13 protein-coding genes are annotated in these 18,436 nt (G+C 67.5%); 9 read left to right on the top strand and 4 right to left on the bottom strand.

Translation table 11 applies throughout. The features are described from left to right. Positions 1–507: 507 nt before the first annotated feature. The 8 genes from TSO352_RS27565 to TSO352_RS27525 all read left to right on the top strand — a co-directional run bounded on the left by TSO352_RS27565 (position 508) and on the right by TSO352_RS27525 (position 11,952). A complete protein-coding gene (locus tag TSO352_RS27565; protein ID WP_109110259.1) occupies positions 508–1,851 on the top strand; it encodes a glutamine synthetase family protein in 1,344 nt (447 codons plus the stop codon). A gap of 577 nt (positions 1,852–2,428) precedes the next feature. Beyond that, complete coding sequence (locus tag TSO352_RS27560; RefSeq protein WP_109110258.1) at positions 2,429–5,299, top strand: UbiA family prenyltransferase; 2,871 nt, start codon at positions 2,429–2,431, stop codon at positions 5,297–5,299. 41 nt (positions 5,300–5,340) lie between these two features. Next, complete coding sequence (locus tag TSO352_RS27555) at positions 5,341–5,715, top strand: EamA family transporter (RefSeq protein ID WP_109110257.1); 375 nt, start codon at positions 5,341–5,343, stop codon at positions 5,713–5,715. 545 nt (positions 5,716–6,260) lie between these two features. Next, complete coding sequence (locus tag TSO352_RS27550; RefSeq protein WP_109110256.1) at positions 6,261–7,358, top strand: extracellular solute-binding protein; 1,098 nt, start codon at positions 6,261–6,263, stop codon at positions 7,356–7,358. A 117-nt stretch (positions 7,359–7,475) separates the two neighbouring features. Beyond that, positions 7,476–8,627, top strand: a complete 1,152-nt coding sequence (gene potA / locus TSO352_RS27545) for a polyamine ABC transporter ATP-binding protein (RefSeq protein ID WP_109110255.1) — start codon at positions 7,476–7,478, stop codon at positions 8,625–8,627. Further along, positions 8,624–9,556, top strand: a complete 933-nt coding sequence (locus tag TSO352_RS27540) for an ABC transporter permease subunit (RefSeq protein ID WP_109110254.1) — start codon at positions 8,624–8,626, stop codon at positions 9,554–9,556. Before potA ends, TSO352_RS27540 begins: the two co-directional genes overlap by 4 nt. Then, entirely contained in the window at positions 9,553–10,386 is an 834-nt protein-coding gene (locus TSO352_RS27535) for an ABC transporter permease subunit (protein ID WP_109110253.1), read from the top strand. The genes TSO352_RS27540 and TSO352_RS27535 overlap by 4 nt, the downstream gene beginning before the upstream one ends. A gap of 534 nt (positions 10,387–10,920) precedes the next feature. Next, a complete protein-coding gene (locus TSO352_RS27525; protein ID WP_109110251.1) occupies positions 10,921–11,952 on the top strand; it encodes an agmatine deiminase family protein in 1,032 nt (343 codons plus the stop codon). A 25-nt stretch (positions 11,953–11,977) separates the two neighbouring features. Here TSO352_RS27525 and TSO352_RS27520 read toward each other — a convergent pair whose 3' ends face one another. From TSO352_RS27520 to TSO352_RS27510, 3 genes are all read right to left on the bottom strand, one after another. Next, a complete protein-coding gene (locus TSO352_RS27520) occupies positions 11,978–12,742 on the bottom strand; it encodes a response regulator transcription factor (RefSeq protein ID WP_247872463.1) in 765 nt (254 codons plus the stop codon). A gap of 203 nt (positions 12,743–12,945) precedes the next feature. Then, positions 12,946–14,406, bottom strand: a complete 1,461-nt coding sequence (locus TSO352_RS27515) for a HAMP domain-containing sensor histidine kinase (protein ID WP_109110250.1) — start codon at positions 14,404–14,406, stop codon at positions 12,946–12,948. A gap of 244 nt (positions 14,407–14,650) precedes the next feature. Further along, positions 14,651–16,915, bottom strand: a complete 2,265-nt coding sequence (locus TSO352_RS27510) for a CheR family methyltransferase (protein ID WP_109110249.1) — start codon at positions 16,913–16,915, stop codon at positions 14,651–14,653. Between the two features lie 174 nt (positions 16,916–17,089). Between TSO352_RS27510 and TSO352_RS27505 the strand changes: the two genes are divergently transcribed. Then, positions 17,090–18,109, top strand: coding sequence for a chemotaxis protein CheB (locus TSO352_RS27505; RefSeq protein WP_247872462.1), 1,020 nt, complete (start codon positions 17,090–17,092; stop codon positions 18,107–18,109). 41 nt (positions 18,110–18,150) lie between these two features. Here TSO352_RS27505 and TSO352_RS33670 read toward each other — a convergent pair. Continuing rightward, positions 18,151–18,436, bottom strand: a 286-nt coding sequence (locus tag TSO352_RS33670) for a hypothetical protein (RefSeq protein WP_199231735.1), incomplete at its 5' end; no start/stop codon positions are given.

The raw sequence follows: 18,436 nt of genomic DNA, 5'->3' as shown, positions 1-18,436 counted from the left end.
TTGGGGTTTTGCTGCAGCAGGCTTCTGTGGTTTCGCAGGTTTCTGCGCAGATGCCGCTCTTGCATTTGCGTTGGCTCTGCCTTCCGCTGCAGTGTTTTGCTTTTCGCACTCCGCCAACTTCTTTCGAGCTTTATCCATGCCGTAACGCGCGACGTACTCCGTCGAAATTGCGCATTCCTTCTTGGGTTGCTGCTTCCCGGCCTGTGGCGCTGCCGCTGTGTCTGCCGTGGCGGGACGAGTGGTCCCATCCCTGACAGTGACGCATCCAAAGAGGGCAAAAACTGCAGCTATAAGTATGAAATAATGCATCGCCACACCTTTGAAGTTTTTTGGGAGAGTAATTCTGAATTTATGCAATTTACATCATGTGGCGGCCAAGGCGTAAAAAAATCATGGCATTCCCCCGACAGGTCCCTCTGGCGCGCCCCCCGCGAACGGCGTCATAGTGTCGCTGTCGTCCACAGCACGGAGGGGGCTGCCCATCGCCCGGAGCGGTCCGCCACACCCATGGGTTTTATGGAAGACTTCATCAAGAAGAACCGCATTACCGAAGTCGAATGTCTGGTGCCCGACATGTCGGGCATCGCGCGGGGCAAGATCGTCCCCGCCGAAAAATTCCTCCGCATCCTGCGCGACCGTGGCCTGCGCCTGCCCGAGGCGATCTTCGTCCAGACCGTGACCGGTGAGTTCCCCGAGGACGAGGACATCACCGCCGACGAGAATTCCGACATCTACATGATCCCGGACGAACGCACGATCCGCTTCGTCCCCTGGTACAACGAGCCGACGGCGCAGGTCATCACCGACTGCGTCTACGCCGACGGCCGCCCGGTCGACGTCTCGCCCCGCCATGTGCTGAAGCGCGTGCTGGCGCTGTACGAGGAGCGCGGCTGGAAGCCGCTGGTGGCGCCGGAACTGGAGTTCTTCCTGGTCCAGGTCAACAAGGACCCCGACTACCCGCTGGTGCCGCCGGTCGGCCGCAACGGCCGGATGGAGAGCGGCCGGCAGGCCTTCGGCATCGACGCGGTCAACGAGTTCGACCCGATCTTCGAGGCGGTCTATGATTTCTGCGAAAAGCAGGACATCGACATCGACACCCTGACGCACGAGGCCGGGGCGGCGCAGATCGAGATCAACTTCAACCACGGCGACGCGCTGGAACTGGCCGACCAGGCCTTCCTGTTCAAGCGCACCGCGCGCGAGGCGGCGATCCGCCACCAGATCTACGCCACCTTCATGGCCAAGCCGATGCAGGGCGAGCCGGGCAGCGCCATGCACATCCACCAGTCGGTGGTCGACGCCGACAGCGGCCGCAACCTGTTCGCCAACCCCGACGGCACCGACAGCGCCCTGTTCCTGTCGCACATCGCCGGCCTGCAGAAATACCTGCCCTACGCGATGCCGCTGCTGGCGCCGAACGTCAACAGCTACCGCCGGCTGATCCCGAACTCCGACGCGCCGATCAACGTGCATTGGGGCCGCGACAACCGCACCACCGGCCTGCGCGTGCCGGTGTCGCAGCCGGACGCCCGCCGAGTGGAGAACCGGGTGGCCGGCGCCGACGCCAACCCCTATCTGGCCATCGCCGCGTCGCTGGCCTGCGGCTTCATCGGCATGACCCAGGGGCTGGAGCCGAACGACCCGATCAAGGGCTCCGCCTACCGCCTCGCCTTCACCCTGGCCCGCCATCAGGCGGAGGCGCTGACCAAGTTCAACGCCTGCAAGCCGCTGAAGGAAATCCTGGGCGAACGCTTCATCGACGCCGTCACCTGCGTGAAGGAGGCGGAGTACGAGGCCTACAACCGGGTCATCAGCTCCTGGGAACGCGAGAACCTGCTGCTGAACGTCTGAACGGACGGGATTACCGGAAAAGGGCGGCCCGCGGCACGAGCGCTGCGGGCCGCCCTTCTTTTTTGCCGTCGGCGTGAAGGGCGCTACGTCCAACGCTCCCGCTTCCGGCGGGCGGTGTCCATTGGCGGCGACTCAGCGCTTCGCGCCGGGCCGCACCCCCATTGAGCACGCCCACCGGCGTTTTCTCCGAACGATCGGAGCCCGGGCCGGGCTTTTCGGCCGGCGGCGCCGGCGGCCCTACTTCGGCCGGTCGGCCGGTCCACCACCGTCGATCGACGCTCCCGGCCGCCTGCCCCGATCGCGCCGCCCGTCCGCGAACGGCGCGTGACCAAAGGCAAGGCGGGAACTCACCCAATTATGGTGCCGGTCTTCCCGAAATCGAAGATCAGGTGCCGGAAACCGCAGTGTAGCTTTCAAGCACAGACGCGGATGACGCCACCCCCATGCCAATAAACTCCGGCTCTGGGTTGCGCCGCGTTCTGGGCGTTCATTTGTTGTCTCCTTCGAAAACAGTCAAGGCTTGGAAGAAGCATTTCCAAGACGCCGCCCAACCGCCGATCACCGAGGATGGCCCAGCATGAGCATGCAACCCGCGATCCTGTCCCTTCGAACGCGCCTGCAAAGCGTCGGGTGGGTCCAGCGCAGCATCGTCGTCGCTCTGCTGTTCGTCGTGCTGACCACCGGGGCGCTCGGGCTGGTCCTGCACCGCGCCGGGCAGGGCAGCAACCTGACCGACATCCAGAACCTGTTCGTGCTGGAGAACCAGAACCTGATCCCGGTCGATTCCTGGGATCCGATGATCGCCGGGCTGAACTGGCTGCACGAGCATCCCGGCGAGAACGTCTATGACGGGGTGTTCTTCAAGCAGCGCATCAAGTTCCAGTATCCGGTGACCTCGCTGCTGCCGCTGGAGGCGATGCGGGCGCTGGGCGTGCTGGACCTGTCGGTGTTCACCCGCATCAACCTGACCCTGGTGGTGGCGACCGCGGTCGGCATGGCGATCCTGATGCTGGAGCTGGCGGCCCGGCTGCGGGTGCCCGGCGCGCGCGACGACCGGCTGACGCAGATCCTGCTGGGCGGCTTCGGCTTCGCCGTCACCCTGTGCTTCTACCCGGTGCTGAAAGCCTTCTCGCTGGGGCAGGTCCAGGTCTGGCTGAACGCCGCCTTCGTCTTCGCCTGCGTCTGCCTGCTGCGCGACCGGCGGGCGCTGTGCGGCGCGCTGCTCGGTGCCTCCACCCTGATGAAGCCGCAGATGTCGCTGTTCCTGGTCTGGGCGGTGGTGCGCGGCGACTGGCGGATGGCGATGGGCTGGGCCGCGGTGGTGGTGCCGGGGGTGGCGCTGGCGACCCTGCTCTACGGCTTCGCGCCGATGATCGACTATCTCGACGTGCTGCTGTTCATCGGCCGGCACGGCGAGAGCTATCACGTCAACCAGACCGTCAACGGGCTGGTCAACCGGCTGCTGCACAACGGCAACAACCTCGACTGGTCGGCGGACGCCTTCGCCCCCTACAACCCGCTGGTCCACGCCGCGACGCAGATCTCCGGCCTCGCCTTCGTCGCCTTCGGCCTGCTGTGGCGCCGGCACGACCGCGGGGCGGAGCGCATCCGCGCCTTCGCCATCGCCGGGGTCTGCTTCACCATCGGCTCGCCGGTCGCCTGGGTCCATCACTACGGCATCCTGCTGCCGGCCTTCGGCCTGGCCTTCCTCGGCCTGATGGAGCCGGGGGTGCGGCGGTCGGCGGCGGCGGTCGCGGTGCTGGCGGTCGCGTATGTCCTGGCCGGCAACGTGCTGTTCTGGCCGGTGAACGCGCTGGCCGACACGCCGTTCAACGTCCTGCAATCCTACCTGTTCTTCGCCACCCTGATGTTGATGGCGCTGCTGTACGTCCAGACCGCCCGGCGCGACCGGGTCGGTCTTGCGGCGCCGGTCTGGGGCGGCCTTGCGGCCGGGGCCGAGCCGGACGTCCTGACCGCGACCACCCTGGCGCAGCCGCGGAACGCGGCAGCGGCGCTCGAAACCGCCGGGGAGCCGCCGCTGTTCGTCGACCTCGACGGCACGCTGCTGAAGACCGACCTGCTCTATGAGTCGCTGTTCGGCCTGATCAAGGACCGGCCCTGGACGGCGCTGCTGGTGCCGGTCTGGCTGGCCGGCGGCAAGGCCCGGCTGAAGGCGGAACTGGCCCGGCGGGTGACGATCGACCCGGCGGCGCTGGTCTACAACCCGGCTGTGCTGGAGCGGCTGGAGGCGGAGCGCCGCCGCGGCCGCCGGCTGGTGCTGGCGACCGCCGCGCACCACCGCTACGCCGACGCCATCGCCGCGCATCTCGGGCTGTTCGACCAGGTGCTGGCCAGCAACGACGGCGTCAATTTGAAGAGCGAGCGCAAATGCGCGGCGATCCGCGCCCAGGTGCCCTCGGGGGTGTTCGACTACATGGGCAACGACGCCGCCGACTTCGCCATCTGGCGGGCGGCGCGGCGCGGCATCGCGGTCGACGCGGCGCCCGGCGTGGTCCGCCACGCCGGCACGCTCTGCCCGCTGGAGACCATCGCCACCCCGCGCCGGCCGCGCCCGCTGCTGATCCTGCGCGCCCTGCGCCCGCACCAGTGGCTGAAGAACCTGCTGATCTTCGTGCCGCTGGTCGCCGGCCAGAAGTTGGGCGAGACGGGGCCGACCCTGCAGGCGATGGGGGCCTTCGTCGCCTTCGGGCTGTGCGCGTCGAGCATCTATGTGCTGAACGACCTGCTCGACCTGCCGGCCGACCGGCGCCACCCGCGCAAGCGCCGGCGGCCCTTCGCGTCGGGCGACCTGCCGCTCGACCTCGGGCTGTCGCTGATCCCGGCGCTGCTGGCGGCCAGCCTGACGGTGGCGCTGCTGTTCCTGCCGCCGCTGTTCCTGGCGGCGCTGGGGGCCTACGCCGCGTCGTCGCTGTTCTACAACCTGTTCGCCAAGAACCGGGTGATCTGGGACGTGATGCTGCTGGCCGGGCTCTATTCGCTGCGCGTCCTGGCCGGCGCGACCGCCACGACGATCGTCCCGTCCTTCTGGCTGCTGGCCTTCTCGATGTTCCTGTTCCTCAGCCTCGCGATGGTGAAGCGCTACTCCGAGATGGACAGCATGCAGAAGCTGGGGCTCGACCAGGCGCAGGGCCGCGGCTACCTGACCGCCGACATGCCGGTGCTGCAGTCGATCGGCGTGTCCAGCGGCTTCCTGTCGGTGCTGGTGATGGCGCTGTACATCAACAGCCCGGAGGTCGGCATGGTCTATGACCGGCCGCAGGCGCTGTGGATCGTCTGCCCGCTGCTGCTGTTCTGGATCGGCCGGGTGTGGCTTCAGACCCACCGCGGCCTGATGCACGATGACCCGGTGGTCTTCGCCGCCCGCGACAAGTGGAGCATCGCCATCGGGCTGGTCTGCGGCGTGGCGCTCGCCTTCGGCCGGGCGTGAGGCCGGCCATGCTGACCCTTCATCATCACCGCGGAGTCCAAATGTCCATCGCCGTCGTCGGATTGATCCTGCTGAGCGTCACCCTGTCCGCCGTGGCGCAGATCTCGCTGAAGATCGGCATGTCCAGCCCGGCGGTGGCGAGCGCCCTGGCCCAGGGCGAGGCGGGGCGGATCGCCCTGTCGGTCGTCGCCACCCCGCACATCCTGACCGGGCTGGCCTGCTATGGGCTGGGGATGGTGGTGTGGCTGGCGGTGCTGGCCAAGGTCGACGTCACCATGGCCTATCCCTTCGTCGGGCTGGGCTTCCTGGTCACGCTGGCGCTGGGCGCCCTGCTGCTGGGCGAAAGCTTGAGCCCGGCCCGACTGATCGGCACGGCGCTGGTGGTGCTGGGCGTGGTGCTGACCGCGCAAAGCTGACCGGGCCGCCCGTCCCGAACACCGGAAGCGCCGCGACGACGGTCGCGGCGCCGTTCCGTTGCGGTGGGGTGGGGCACGCCGGTGCCGCGAATGCGATGATATGGTGACGGAATGAGTCAGGCTCCCTTTCAGAATCGAAATCGGCGACTCTCCACTGGAGGGTTGATCCAAGAGATTGCGCTGGTATAAATACCCCTATTCTCAAGGGAAGACATTCAGAGGCACACAATTTAAGCGACGTGCTTTTGATGAAGGGCGACGCGACCCCCGGTCGAAAGGCCGGGGTTTGCGGGACGTTATTTCCTCGCCGGCCGCAACCACACATTTGTGCGGGTGCGGCCGGCCGCCTTTGCGGTGGTCCCCAGGCCGGACCGTTCCGGCGACCCCGCGCCCGGCACGCCTCCAGACCCGCTCCAAACCTGCTCCCTGCCCGAGCCAAACCGTTGACAACGCACCCGGGCGTGGGTGCAATAGCGCCCGCGCTCAGGGTTCGCCGTGGGGACGAAACGGCACCCGCAACAGAAACGAACAGGTCGGGGCAAACCATGAAAAAATTCGCTCTCAGCCTCATCGGCGCGGTCGCGGCGATCGCCATCGCCGGGCCGGCGCTGGCCCAGGCCAAGAAGCCGGTCAACATCTACATCTGGAACGACTATCTGGGTGAGACGACTCTCGCGGACTTCACCAAGGCCACGGGCGCTGAGACGAAGGTCGACCTGTACGACAGCCTGGAACTGCTGGAGCAGAAGGTGCTGGTCGGCAAGTCGGGCTACGACGTGATCGTGCCGACCGCCGAACCGACCCTGTCGCGCCTGATCCAGGCCAAGGTCGTCGGCCCGCTCGACAAGTCGAAGATCCCCAACATCAAGAACCTGGACCCGAAGGTCCTGAAGCTGCTGGAGAACTCCGACCCCGGCAACAAGTACGCCGTGCCCTACCTCGGCGGCACCGTCGGCATCGCCATCATCCCGGAGAAGATCAAGGCCGTCGCGCCCGACGTGGCGCTCGACAGCTGGGACCTGATCTTCAAGCCGGAAGTGGCGAAGAAGGTCGCGGCCTGCGGCATCACCGTGATGGACTCGGCGATCGACGTCATCCCGTCGGTGCTGAACTACCTCGGCCTCGACCCGAACTCCGAGAAGAAGGAGGATCTGGACAAGGTCGAGAAGACGCTGATGGCGGTGCGTCCGTACATCAAGCGCTTCGTCACCGGCGAGAACATCAACATCCTGGCCGGCGGCGACGCCTGCGTCGTCATGGCCTACAACGGCGACGCCATCCAGGGTGCCGCCCGCGCCGCCGAGGCCAAGAGCGCCAAGGTCGAATACGTGACGCCGAAGGAAGGCGTGCAGGTGTGGTGGGACACGCTGGCGGTGCCGGCCGACGCGCCCAACAAGGCTGGCGCCTACGAGTACATCAACTTCGTGCTCGACCCGGCCAACATCGCCAACATCTCCAACAAGGTCAGCTACGCCAACGCCGTGCCGGCCTCGCTGCCGATGGTGGCCGACGACATCAAGTCGAACCCCGGCATCTTCCTGCCGGCCGACAGCACGCTGAAGCTGTTCTCGCTGAAGCAGATCAAGCAGGCCACCGACCGCGCCCGCACCCGGGTGTGGACCAAGGTCAAGACCGGCAAGTAAGCCGCACCGCGTGAGGCGCCGACCCGCCCCGGCCGATCCCCTGACGATGGGGAACGGCCGGGGCGTTGTCTTGAGGGGTGGCGCCCATCATGGCGTTTTCGTGAAAGAGGATACCGGATGGCCGGTCAGCCGATTCGCAAACCCACCCGCCTGGAACCCTGGCAGGACGCCGGCCAGACGCCCTATGTCCGCATCGACAAGGTGACGAAGACGTTCGGCGATTTCGTCGCGGTGGACGAGGTCAGCCTGTCGATCTACCGCAACGAGTTCTTCGCGCTGCTCGGCGGCTCGGGCTCGGGCAAGACGACGCTGCTGCGCATGCTGGCGGGCTTCGAACAGCCGACCGAGGGCAAGATCTACATCGACGGCGTCGACATGGCCGGCATCCCGCCCTACGAGCGGCCGGTCAACATGATGTTCCAGTCCTACGCCCTGTTCCCGCACATGACGGTGGAGCAGAACGTCGCCTTCGGCCTGAAGCAGGACAATGTGCCGAAGGCGGAGATCCGCGACCGCGTGGCGGAGATGCTGGGGATGGTGCAGCTGTCGGCCTTCGGCAAGCGGCGGCCGCACCAGCTCTCGGGCGGCCAGCGCCAGCGCGTGGCGCTCGCCCGTTCGCTGGTCAAGCGGCCGAAGCTGCTGCTGCTCGACGAACCGCTGGGGGCGCTCGACAAGAAGCTGCGCGAGCGCACGCAGTTCGAGCTGGTCAACATCCAGGAAAAACTGGGCGTCACCTTCATCGTCGTCACCCACGACCAGGAGGAGGCGATGACGATGTCCTCGCGCATCGCCGTGATGAACCACGGCGTCATCGCGCAGGTCGGCACGCCGACCGAGATCTACGAATACCCGCACAACCGCTTCGTCGCCGAGTTCATCGGCTCGATCAACATGTTCGACGGCCGCGTGGTGGAAACCGACGGCGACCAGGTGCTGGTCGCGTCGGAGGAGGCGGGCTGCGACCTGCTGATCGCCCACGCCACCCCGGCCCCGGTCGGCTCCCCCGTCTCGGTCGCCATCCGGCCGGAGAAGATCGCCCTGTCGAAGGAGCCGCTGCCGGACGGCGACGGCCGCAACCGCACCACCGGCATCGTGCGCGAGATCGCCTATCTCGGCGACGTGTCGATCTATCTGGTGCAGTTGCCGAACGGCAAGACGGTGCGGGTGACCGCCCCCAACGTCACCCGCCGCACCGAGATGCCGATCACCTGGGAGGACGAGGTGACCTTGAGCTGGCGGCCCTTCGCCGGCGTGGTGCTGACGCAATGAGCGCGGTCGTCGCCATCCTCAGCCGCGTCGGCCTGTGGGGGCGCGGCGTGGTGGTCGCCATCCCCTACCTGTGGCTGCTGCTGTTCTTCCTGGTGCCGTTCCTGATCGTCTTCGGCATCAGCTTCGCCGAATCGATCATCGCCCAGCCGCCCTATTCGTCGCTGGTCGACTGGCTGCGGGACGAGGACGCCGGCACCTCCAAGCTGCAGATCCTGCTGAACATCAGCAATTATTTCCGGCTGGGCGGCGACGACCTCTACATCCTGGCCTACCTGAACTCGCTGAAGATCGCCGCGGTCACCACGCTGTTCTGCCTGCTGATCGGCTACCCGATGGCCTACGCCATCGCCAAGGCCGATCCGGCGCGGCGCGGGCCGCTGATGATGCTGGTGATCCTGCCCTTCTGGACCTCGTTCCTGATCCGCATCTACGCCTGGATCGGCATCCTCAAGGGCAACGGCGTCATCAGCAACCTGCTGGAATGGACCGGCCTCACCAGCGGCCCGGTGGAGATCCTCTATTCGGACTGGGCGGTCTACATCGGCATGACCTACTGCTACCTGCCCTTCATGGTGCTGCCGCTCTATTCCACGCTGGAGAAGATGGACCCGACCCTGCTGGAGGCGGCGGCCGATCTCGGCTCGCGGCCGTTCAAGGCGTTCCTGTCGATCACGCTGCCGCTGTCGCTGCCGGGCATCATCGCCGGCTCGCTGCTGGTCTTCATCCCGGCGGTGGGCGAGTTCGTGACGCCGGAGCTGCTGGGCGGCCCCGACACGCTGATGATCGGCCGGGTGCTGTGGAACGAGTTCTTCGCCAACCGCGACTGGCCGGTGGCGTCGGCGGTGGCCATCGCGCTGCTGCTGGTGCTGGTGGTGCCGATCATGATCTTCCAGCATGTCCAGGGCAAACAGGCGGAGGCCGGGCGGTGAGAAAGATCGGGTTCCTGTCCTGGGCGCTGTGGTTCGGCTATGCCTTCCTCTATGTGCCGATCGCGCTGCTGGTCGTCTTCAGCTTCAACGAATCGCGGCTGGTGACGGTGTGGAGCGGCTTTTCGACCAAATGGTACGGCGAGCTGATCAACAACGACGCGCTGCTGTCCGCCGCCGGCCTGTCCTTCCAGGTGGCGGCGGTGTCGGCGACGCTGTCGGTGATGCTGGGCACCTGCGCCGGGCTGGCGCTGTCGCGCTTCGGCCGCTTCCGCGGGCGGACGCTGTTCGGCGGCATGATCACCGCGCCGCTGGTCATGCCGGAGGTCATCACCGGCCTGTCGCTGCTGCTGCTGTTCGTCGCCCTGGAGCAGTGGGTCGGCTGGCCCGACGGCCGCGGCGTCACCACCATCACCATCGCCCACACCACCTTCACCATGTCCTACGTCGCGGTGGTCATCCAGTCGCGGCTGGCCGGCATGGACGGCAGCCTGGAGGAGGCGGCGATGGACCTGGGCGCCCGCCCGGCCAAGGTGTTCTTCGTCATCACCCTGCCGCTGATCGCCCCGGCGCTGGTCGCCGGCTGGCTGCTGGCCTTCACCCTGTCGCTGGACGACGTGGTGGTGGCGAGCTTCGTCTCCGGCCCGGGATCGACGACGCTGCCGATGGTGATCTTCTCCAGCGTGAAATTCGGCATCAGCCCGCAGATCAACGCGCTGGCCACGCTGATGGTGCTGGTCGTCGCCAGCGGCATCTTCGTCGCCAGCCTGGTCATGGCCCGGCAGGAGCGCCAGCGCAAACGCGACGAGCAGATGGCGATCCAGAACGGCTGAGCCAGAACGGAGGGCCCGCCGGACGCGATCCGGCGCCCGGTCCGCAAGACCTGTCCGTCCGCGCGCGGCAGACCGCTGCCGCCGCGGATGGCAATTGCCTGTTTCTTTTGCTATGTTGATGTCATCGTCAACAGCGAAAGAGGCCGTGCCATGCGCGCGCTCCTGTGGTTCCCCTTGTTGAGGCTTGGTTTTTTCAGTCCGGTGTCGACCGCTTATTCCGCCACCCGCACCGTTACCGCCCGCCGCGCCCTGCGCCCGCCGTCCGGCCGCTGACTGGCTGTTGACCGGCGCTTCCGGCGTCCTTCTCGCCGGCCGACGCAGTTTCCATGCGTCCTTTCCGACTACGTTCCTCTCCCATCAGGCCGAGTGCCGGCTCCCGTGGGCGTGATTGCCAAACTCCCGGACTCGTGGTTAGGCTGAACCGGGACGGCAAACGTCTCCACCAGCGCTTCCAGGCCAACCGTGACGGCCGGGACCGCGCCGGTCAGGAACAGCACCGGTCAGGAAACACCACGAGGGTAGAGGGATCGACGCATGACGACACCGAACGCCCGGACGCCGACGGGTCTAGGCTTCCACATGCCCGGTGAATGGGCGCGCCACAGCGGATGCTGGATGGCGTGGCCGTGCCGGCCGGAAACCTGGCCTGAGGGTGCCTTCGATGCCGCCTGCGACGCCTACGCCGAGGTCGCGCAGGCCATTGCCCGGTTCGAGTCGGTGACGATGGTCTGCGATCCGGCGGACGTGGCCGACGCCTCGCTGGCCTGCGGCGCCGGCATCCAGATCCTGCCGCTGCCGATCAGCGATTCGTGGATTCGCGACACCGGGCCGAGCTTCGTGGCGGACGGGCAGGGCGGTCTGGCCGGCGTCCATTGGGGCTTCAACGCCTGGGGCGGCAACTACGACGGCTGCGAGAAGGACCGGCAGGTCGGCCGCCTGATCCTCGACCATCTGAAGCTCCCCTGCTTCACCGCGCCGCTGGTGATGGAGGGCGGGTCCTTCCATGTCGACGGGGAGGGGACGCTGCTGACCACCGAGCAGTGCCTGCTGAACCCCAACCGCAACCCCGGCCTGACCCGCGACGAGATCGAGCGGCAGTTGATGGACCATCTCGGCGTCAGCACGGTGATCTGGCTCGGCCAGGGCTACCAGGACGACGAGACCGACGGCCACATCGACGAGATCGCGCTGTTCGTGCGGCCGGGCGTGGTGATGGCGATCACCACCGACGACCCCGGCGACCCGAACTTCAAGGCGTTCCAGGACAATCTCGACCGGCTGACGCGCGCCCGCGACGCCCGGGGCCGGCCGCTGGAGGTCATCCCGGTCCGCCAGCCGGCGCGGCGCGACATGAACGGGGTGCGGCTGACGCTGTCCTACACCAACCTCTACATCGCCAACGGCGGCATCGTCATGCCGGCCTTCGAGGATCCGGCCGACGACGAGGCCTACCGCGTCGTGCGCAAGGCCTTCCCCGACCGCGAGGTGGTGCAGATCGCCGCGATGGACATCGTGCGCGGCGGCGGCGGCATCCACTGCATCACCCAGCAGCAGCCCGCCGTCTGACCATCCTCTGGCCCGGTGACCGGGCTCAGTTGGCGATCGTCACGCCGGCCCGGACGGCGGCCAGCGCCAACTGGGTGCGGTTGCGCACGCCCAGCCGCTGCATCACCGTGCGCAGATGCACCTTGATGGTGCCCTCCAGCACGCCGAGCGAGCGGGCGATCTCCTTGTTCGAGCAGCCCTTCAGCAGCAGCCGCAGCACCTCGCGCTGGCGGTCGGTCAGATCGGTGATCGCGCTGCCGCCGGACTGCGCCGCGGAGGCCGCCGAGGGCGCCGGGGTGGTGGTGGCCAGCGGGATGCGGATCGGCCGGCCACCATGCGCGGCCGGCGGGGCGGGCGCGAAGATGCCGCCGGCCAGCACGATCGGCAGGGCCTGGTCGAGAACCATCCCCTCGCAGCCCTTGGGCACGAAACCGCGCGCGCCGGCGCGGATGCAGCCGGCGATGACGTTGGCGTCGTCGACCCCCGACACCACGACCAGCGGCACCTCGCCCGCCGCCTCCAGCATCACCTGAAGCCCGGCCGCGCCATCGCTGTCGCCCATCTGCAGGTCGTAGAGGATCGCCGTCAGAGCCGGAATGGCCGGACGCTTGCGCAGGGCCTCGGCCAGCGACCCGGCCTCGACGATCATGGCATCGGGATAGCGCTGGCGCAGCGCCAGCGACAGGCCGTAGCGGACCAGGGCGTGGTCGTCCACGATCAGGAAGGTCGGGATGTCACCCGGATGGTCACCGTGGTGATGAACCGGCTCCGGGACGATCGGATCGATGGCGTGCTGGGCATGATGATCCACGTTCGAACCTCTTCATCCATCGAATGCGTTGCCCGCCGCGGATTTTGACGGGACGGTTGATCAAACTTTGTGCGAGGACGATGAAGCGTTGAACCACCCCATTCGGATGTCCGCAACGCGCATACGGATAAGCGGGTGGTACCCACACCGTGGGACGACCACGAAAGCGGACGGCGTCGCCGGCGCCCTGCTCCTTTCGGGCGTCAGCCCTGCTCCGGCGCCAGCGGCACCGTCACCGAAAAGACCGATCCGCGGCCGACCCAGGAGCGCAGCCCGATCTCGTGGTTGAGCTGCCGGGCGAGCCGGGCGACGATCGCCAGCCCCAGCCCGACCCCCCGCCGCTGGTCGCGCCCGGGGTTGTCCAACTGGTGGAACTCTTCGAAGATGCCGCGGCGGGCGGCTTCCGGCACGCCCGGGCCGGTGTCCCACACCTCGACCCGCAGGCCGTCCCAGCAGGCGCGGCAGCCGAGCAGAATGCCGCCGGACACCGTGTATTTCAGCGCGTTCGCGATCAGGTTCCGCAGGATCCGTTCCAGCAGTTGCGCGTCGCTCAGCACCACGGCGGTGCAGGGCACGACCCGGAACCGCAGCCCGCGCATCTCCGCCTGGGGTTCGAATTCGCCGTGGATTCCCTCGAGGATGCTGCTCATCGCCACCGGCTCGATCAGCGGGTCCAGCACCCCGGCGTCCAGGCGGGCGGAGTCGAGCATGCCATCCAGCAGCGTGCGGATCGACAGGTGGGCGGCCATCAGCCCGCCCATGACCGGCCGCTCCGCGTCGCCCAGCCGGGTCCGCAGCACGTCCAGGAACAGCCCCATCGACATCACCGGCTGGCGCAGGTCGTGGCTGGCGGAGGCAAGCAGGCGCAGCTTGTCGGCGTCGGCGCCCTGCAGGCGCTGCAACTCCTCGTTCGAGCGTTCGAGTTCCACGTTCGCCTGCTCGATCTGGTCCAGGGACACGCGCAGCTCTTCTTCCGTCGTGCGCAGCTCCTCCAGCGAGACCGACAGCTCGGCGTTGGCGCGGACAAGCTCCTCGCTCTGGCGGTCCAGCGCGCGCTCGCGCAGCGCCAGCCGCTCCATCATCTCGTTCACCTGCGACAGGGCGGCCTGGTGGCGCGTGGCGAGAAGGGCGATCTCGCGCTGCTGGCGGTCGATCAGCGCCTCGGCCTCGGCCTGCCGCTGCTCCAGGTCCTCGACCAGGGTCAAGGCCTGTTCCAACTCGGCGGACAGGTGCCGCAGGTCGGCGGCGGCCGCTTCGCTTTTCAGGTCGCAGGCCACGCCGATGAAATGCTCGGTCCGACCGCCCGGCCCCAGCAGCGGCGTGACGACCAGGGTGCACAGATACTCGGCCCCGCTCTTGTGCCGGTTGACCAGCGTGACGCGGGCGAAGTCGCGCTCCCGCAGGTCGCGCTTGATGGTGGCCGTCACCTTCCGGTCGGTCCGCCGGGATTGCAGCAGCCGGGGCGACCGGCCGATCACCTCGTCCGGGCGGTAGCCGGTCAGCTTGGTGAAGGCGCGGTTGACGTAGCGGATCGTCGGCCCCGGCGGATCGAGATCGCAGTCGGTGACGATGACGGCGTCGTCAAGGCGATCCCAGATGGGCTGGATGACCAAAGCTCCCGGCTTGCAGTTCCCCTTGGTGTCCAGTCCATGAGTGTCCGACATGCGGCGGTCCCTCCTCCTTCGGCGATCTTTGGCCTTGGCGATCGTTGGCGACTGGGCGGCGGGACATCCTGGAACGGGCGCGCCGCCGGTACACTGGGAACCTTTGTGTACGTCGTTCTGTTCCCATTTGTTGGTCAAAGATCAGACGCGTGCCACGGCGTCGGTATCCGGGCACCGTGAGCGGCGACGGCAAACCCGATCGGCGGTCCGCCCCGGCCCGAATTGGGGGTGGCGCGGCGGCCGGTCAGTCGGAAGCCGCCTCCCGCCGGCCGTCGAAGGAGCCGATGCTCTGCCGCTTCGCGGTGTCGTGGGCGATGGCGACCAGGACCGGCGGCTGTTCCTGCGCGAAATACTGCATGCACATTTCGACCGGGCGGGCTGGCTGGTGACCGCTTTCGATCCGTGTCTCGAAGACGATTTCGTCCTTCTCGCCCGACAACAGCGGCGCCACCAGCTCCCCGAAGGTGACGGCGTCGATGTCGGGCATCAGCTCGTGCAGCGCGATCTGTCGCAGCGCGTCCAGCGAATGGCCCAGCTTGGCCTCGCCCCCGCGGTTGACCAGTTGGAAATGGAAGGTCGCCGGATCGAGGACATACACCTCGTTCAGCGATCGGCCGATGATGCGGCCAAGGTAACGGGCGAAGGCGTCGGCCCGCGTGCGTTCGGTCACGTCCTCGATGATCAGGACCGCACCGTAGGTGTCCTTGTGGTGCAGCAGGGGCGACAGGCGGATGCGGCAGTCGATCCGGCGGCCCCGCCGGTCCATCGCCTCCAACTCCAGCGGCTCGGCGGCCACCCGGTTGGTCAGGGTGTCGTGCAGCGCCCGCCGCAGGTGCAGCACCGGCAGCCCGATGTCGAGGTCGAGGAAGGATTCGCCCACGACCTCCTCGGTGCGCAGCCCCCAGACATTTTCGCTCCAGCGGTTCCAGGAGCGGACGATCATGTTGTCGTCCAGGACGATGATGCCGGCGTCGATGCTGCGCAGGATCGATTCCGAATACTGCTTGTATTCGCTGGCTTCCTCGCCTTGCCGTCGCATCTCCTCGTTGGCGACTTCCAACTCTTCGTTGGTCGATCGCAGTTCCTCGTTCATGGTCTCCAGCTCCTCATTGGTGGACTGGAGTTCTTCGTTGGTCGTCTCCAACTCCTCGTTGGTCGACTGCAACTCCTCATTGGTGGTTTCCAGCTCCTCGTTGGAAGACTGGAGTTCCTCGATCGTCGTCTCCAGGCTTTCCTGGGCGGCATCGACCTCCTGTTGCAGCAGGAACAGGCGGCTGGTGTTGACGAAGCTCATCAGTGTGGCGAAGGGCTTGCCATCGCGGCCGTAGAGCAGCGACACCTCGATGGTCAGGTGGGTCGGCTCGATGCCCGGGCGGGAGAAGGGCTGGTGTTCGATGCGGACGGTGCGGCCGCTGGTCCGCACCTCCTCGATCCGGCTGCGCAGTTCGGCCGGCCGATAGGAGATGGTCAGGTCCTGGAACGGACGGCCGATGTCGTTTTCCTCGACGTCGAACAGCCGCCGCGCCGGGGCGTTGGCGAAGATCAGTTGCCCGTCGATGTTCACCGCCAGATAGGCGGCGGCGCTGTTGTCGACGATGCTCTCCAGCAGCCGGTTCTGTTGGTTCGCCCGCCCGCCGTGGGCATCGGCCGCCAGCGCCAGGCCGCCCCCCTGCGAGCGGCGCCATTCCCGCGGCACCTTGGTGAAGATCCGGCTTTTCAGGTCGATCGGCTCGAACATGCGGGATCGGGCGAGCTGCGTTTCCGCCTTGCCCAGGAACAGGAAGCCGTCGTTGACCAGCGCGTAGTGCAGGCGCGGCAGGACGACGTTCTGGGTGTCCGCCTCCAGGTAGATCAGCAGGTTGCGGCAGATCAGCAGGTCGATGCGCGAGATCGGCGCGTCGCTGACCACGTTGTGGCGGCCGAAGATGACGCATTTGCGCAGCTCGCGCTGGAACACGTAGTGGTTGCCGGTCCGCTCGAAATAGCGTTCCAGCAGGGGCTCCGGCACGGAATCGACGTCGCGGGCGGCGTAGGTGGCGTGGCGGGCGGTGTTCAGCGCCTCTTCGTCCAGGTCGGTGGCGTAAATCTTGACGCGGCGGCAGAATTCGGGCGTGCCGAGCGCCTCGGCGAACAGCATCGCCAGGGAATAGGGCTCCTCGCCCGATGCGCAGCCGACGCTCCAGATCCGGATGTGGCCGGTGCTGCCCTTGCGTTCGAGGATGCGCGGCACGACGTCGGTGCGCAGCACCTCCCACGCGTCCTTGTCGCGAAAGAACGAGGTGACGTTGATCAAAACCGTGTTCAACAGATTGATGAATTCCTGCGGGTGGGCCTCGAGAAACGCATGGTAGGACGTGAAATCATCGCAACCGACTTCTTCCATGCGCCGACGGATCCGTCGTTCGAGGCTCGTCCTCTTGTAGCCGCGAAAGTCTATTCCGCGGCTTTCCTGGATATGATGGATCAGATTTGAAAAATCAGAATCGGGGGTATCAGCTTTTTTTGTCATCGTCTTGCGGTATCACAGTGTTGAGTTGAGCATAACCGTCGGCGAGCGTTGCACTCAAGCATTGAGACGTCCTATGCCTGGACGCCGCATTGCGCAAGCGAACGGGGCGATGGACGCCGGGGCGGCGAAACGATGGGCGCGACCGCCTGTTGCCATGGTATGGACCAGTCGGGTTTGGAGCCGCGCCTCCCGGAAAAGCGCGACATCGTCGTGATCGGGACGTCGGCCGGCGGGGTGTCCGCTCTCACCCGGCTGTTCTCCGCGATGCCGCAGGACTGCGCGCCGACGGTGTTCGTCGTCATGCACATCACGCCGACGGCGCGGAGCCTGCTGCCCCGGTTGTTGCAACGGGTGGGCTGGCTGCCGGCCTTCCACCCCACGGACGGCGAGCCGATCCGGCCGGGGCACATCCATGTCGCGCCGCCCGACCACCATCTGCTGGTTCTTCGCGACCGCGTGCTGATCCGCCGCGGCCCGCGGGAGAACCGGACCCGTCCGGCGGTCGACCCGCTGTTCCGCTCCGCCGGGGTGGCCTTCGGCAGCCGGGTGGTCGGCGTCGTGCTGTCCGGCACGCTGGACGACGGTGCGTCCGGCCTGCGGGCCGTTCATCGCTGCGGGGGGACCAGCGTCGTCCAGGACCCGGACGACGCCCAATGGCCCGGCATGCCGGCCAGCGCCATCGCGCGCAACCCGATCGACCATGTCGTGCCGCTCGATCGCATGGCGACCCTGCTGGCCCGCCTGGTGAGCGAGCCGGCACCGGCCCGCCCGCCCGTCCCCTTTGATATTGCGGTGGAAGCCCGCATTGCCGAGCAGGAGCTGACCACCGTGTCCGACGATACCCAAACGGTCGGTGTGCCGACCACCCTATCCTGTCCCGAATGCGGTGGCGGCCTGTCGGAGATCCGCGACGGCCCGACGCTGCGCTTCCGCTGCAAGGTCGGCCACGCCTACAGCCTCGACGCGATGAACGAGGCCCAGGCCGAAGCCATGGAGAAAGCCCTGTGGGTGGCCCTGCGCACCCACGAGGACCGGGTGGAGCTGTTCCGGCGCATGGCCGACCACGCCCGCGGCCGCGGCCACGACCGCTTGGCCGCCAATTGGGACCGACAGATGGCGGAGGCGCGCAACCACGCCGACCTCCTGCGCCAGGTGCTGTCCAATCCGGACCTGAAGCGGGCCAATGAGCCGTAGACCATCGGCGGGGAAGGACGGGTTGCCGCATCGGCCGGCCATCAGGACGTCGTCGCGACGACCAGCACGGCGTAGTCGCTGCGCTGGCCCGCGACGGGGGTAGCGATGAGGGCGATGGCGACCACCGCGCCGTGGCGCTTCCACGCCCGCGCCTGGCCCGCGCGAATCCGCTGCGGAAGAGCGGGTTCGGCCTCCCAGCCTGACAGAGCGCCCCGATAATGGGCGGCGATGTCCGGCCAAGCGGCTTCGGCGGGCAGCCGGTAGGCCGTGACCGCAAGGCGGCCATACCGGGGCTTCAGCGCGTCGCGGAGTTCCTGAGCGACGTCG

The organism is Azospirillum sp. TSO35-2, from assembly GCF_003116095.1.
In the GTDB taxonomy this organism is placed as follows: Bacteria; Pseudomonadota; Alphaproteobacteria; order Azospirillales; family Azospirillaceae; genus Azospirillum.
This window is presented reverse-complemented; position numbering and strand designations above follow the sequence as displayed.

Coding starts and splice junctions, on each gene's coding strand:
- TSO352_RS27565 (WP_109110259.1), top strand. CDS start 508: ATGGGTTTTATGGAAGACTTCATCAAGAAGAACCGCATTACCGAAGTC.
- TSO352_RS27560 (WP_109110258.1), top strand. CDS start 2,429: ATGAGCATGCAACCCGCGATCCTGTCCCTTCGAACGCGCCTGCAAAGC.
- TSO352_RS27555 (WP_109110257.1), top strand. CDS start 5,341: ATGTCCATCGCCGTCGTCGGATTGATCCTGCTGAGCGTCACCCTGTCC.
- TSO352_RS27550 (WP_109110256.1), top strand. CDS start 6,261: ATGAAAAAATTCGCTCTCAGCCTCATCGGCGCGGTCGCGGCGATCGCC.
- potA (WP_109110255.1), top strand. CDS start 7,476: ATGGCCGGTCAGCCGATTCGCAAACCCACCCGCCTGGAACCCTGGCAG.
- TSO352_RS27540 (WP_109110254.1), top strand. CDS start 8,624: ATGAGCGCGGTCGTCGCCATCCTCAGCCGCGTCGGCCTGTGGGGGCGC.
- TSO352_RS27525 (WP_109110251.1), top strand. CDS start 10,921: ATGACGACACCGAACGCCCGGACGCCGACGGGTCTAGGCTTCCACATG.
- TSO352_RS27515 (WP_109110250.1), bottom strand. CDS start 14,406: ATGTCGGACACTCATGGACTGGACACCAAGGGGAACTGCAAGCCGGGA.
- TSO352_RS27510 (WP_109110249.1), bottom strand. CDS start 16,915: ATGACAAAAAAAGCTGATACCCCCGATTCTGATTTTTCAAATCTGATC.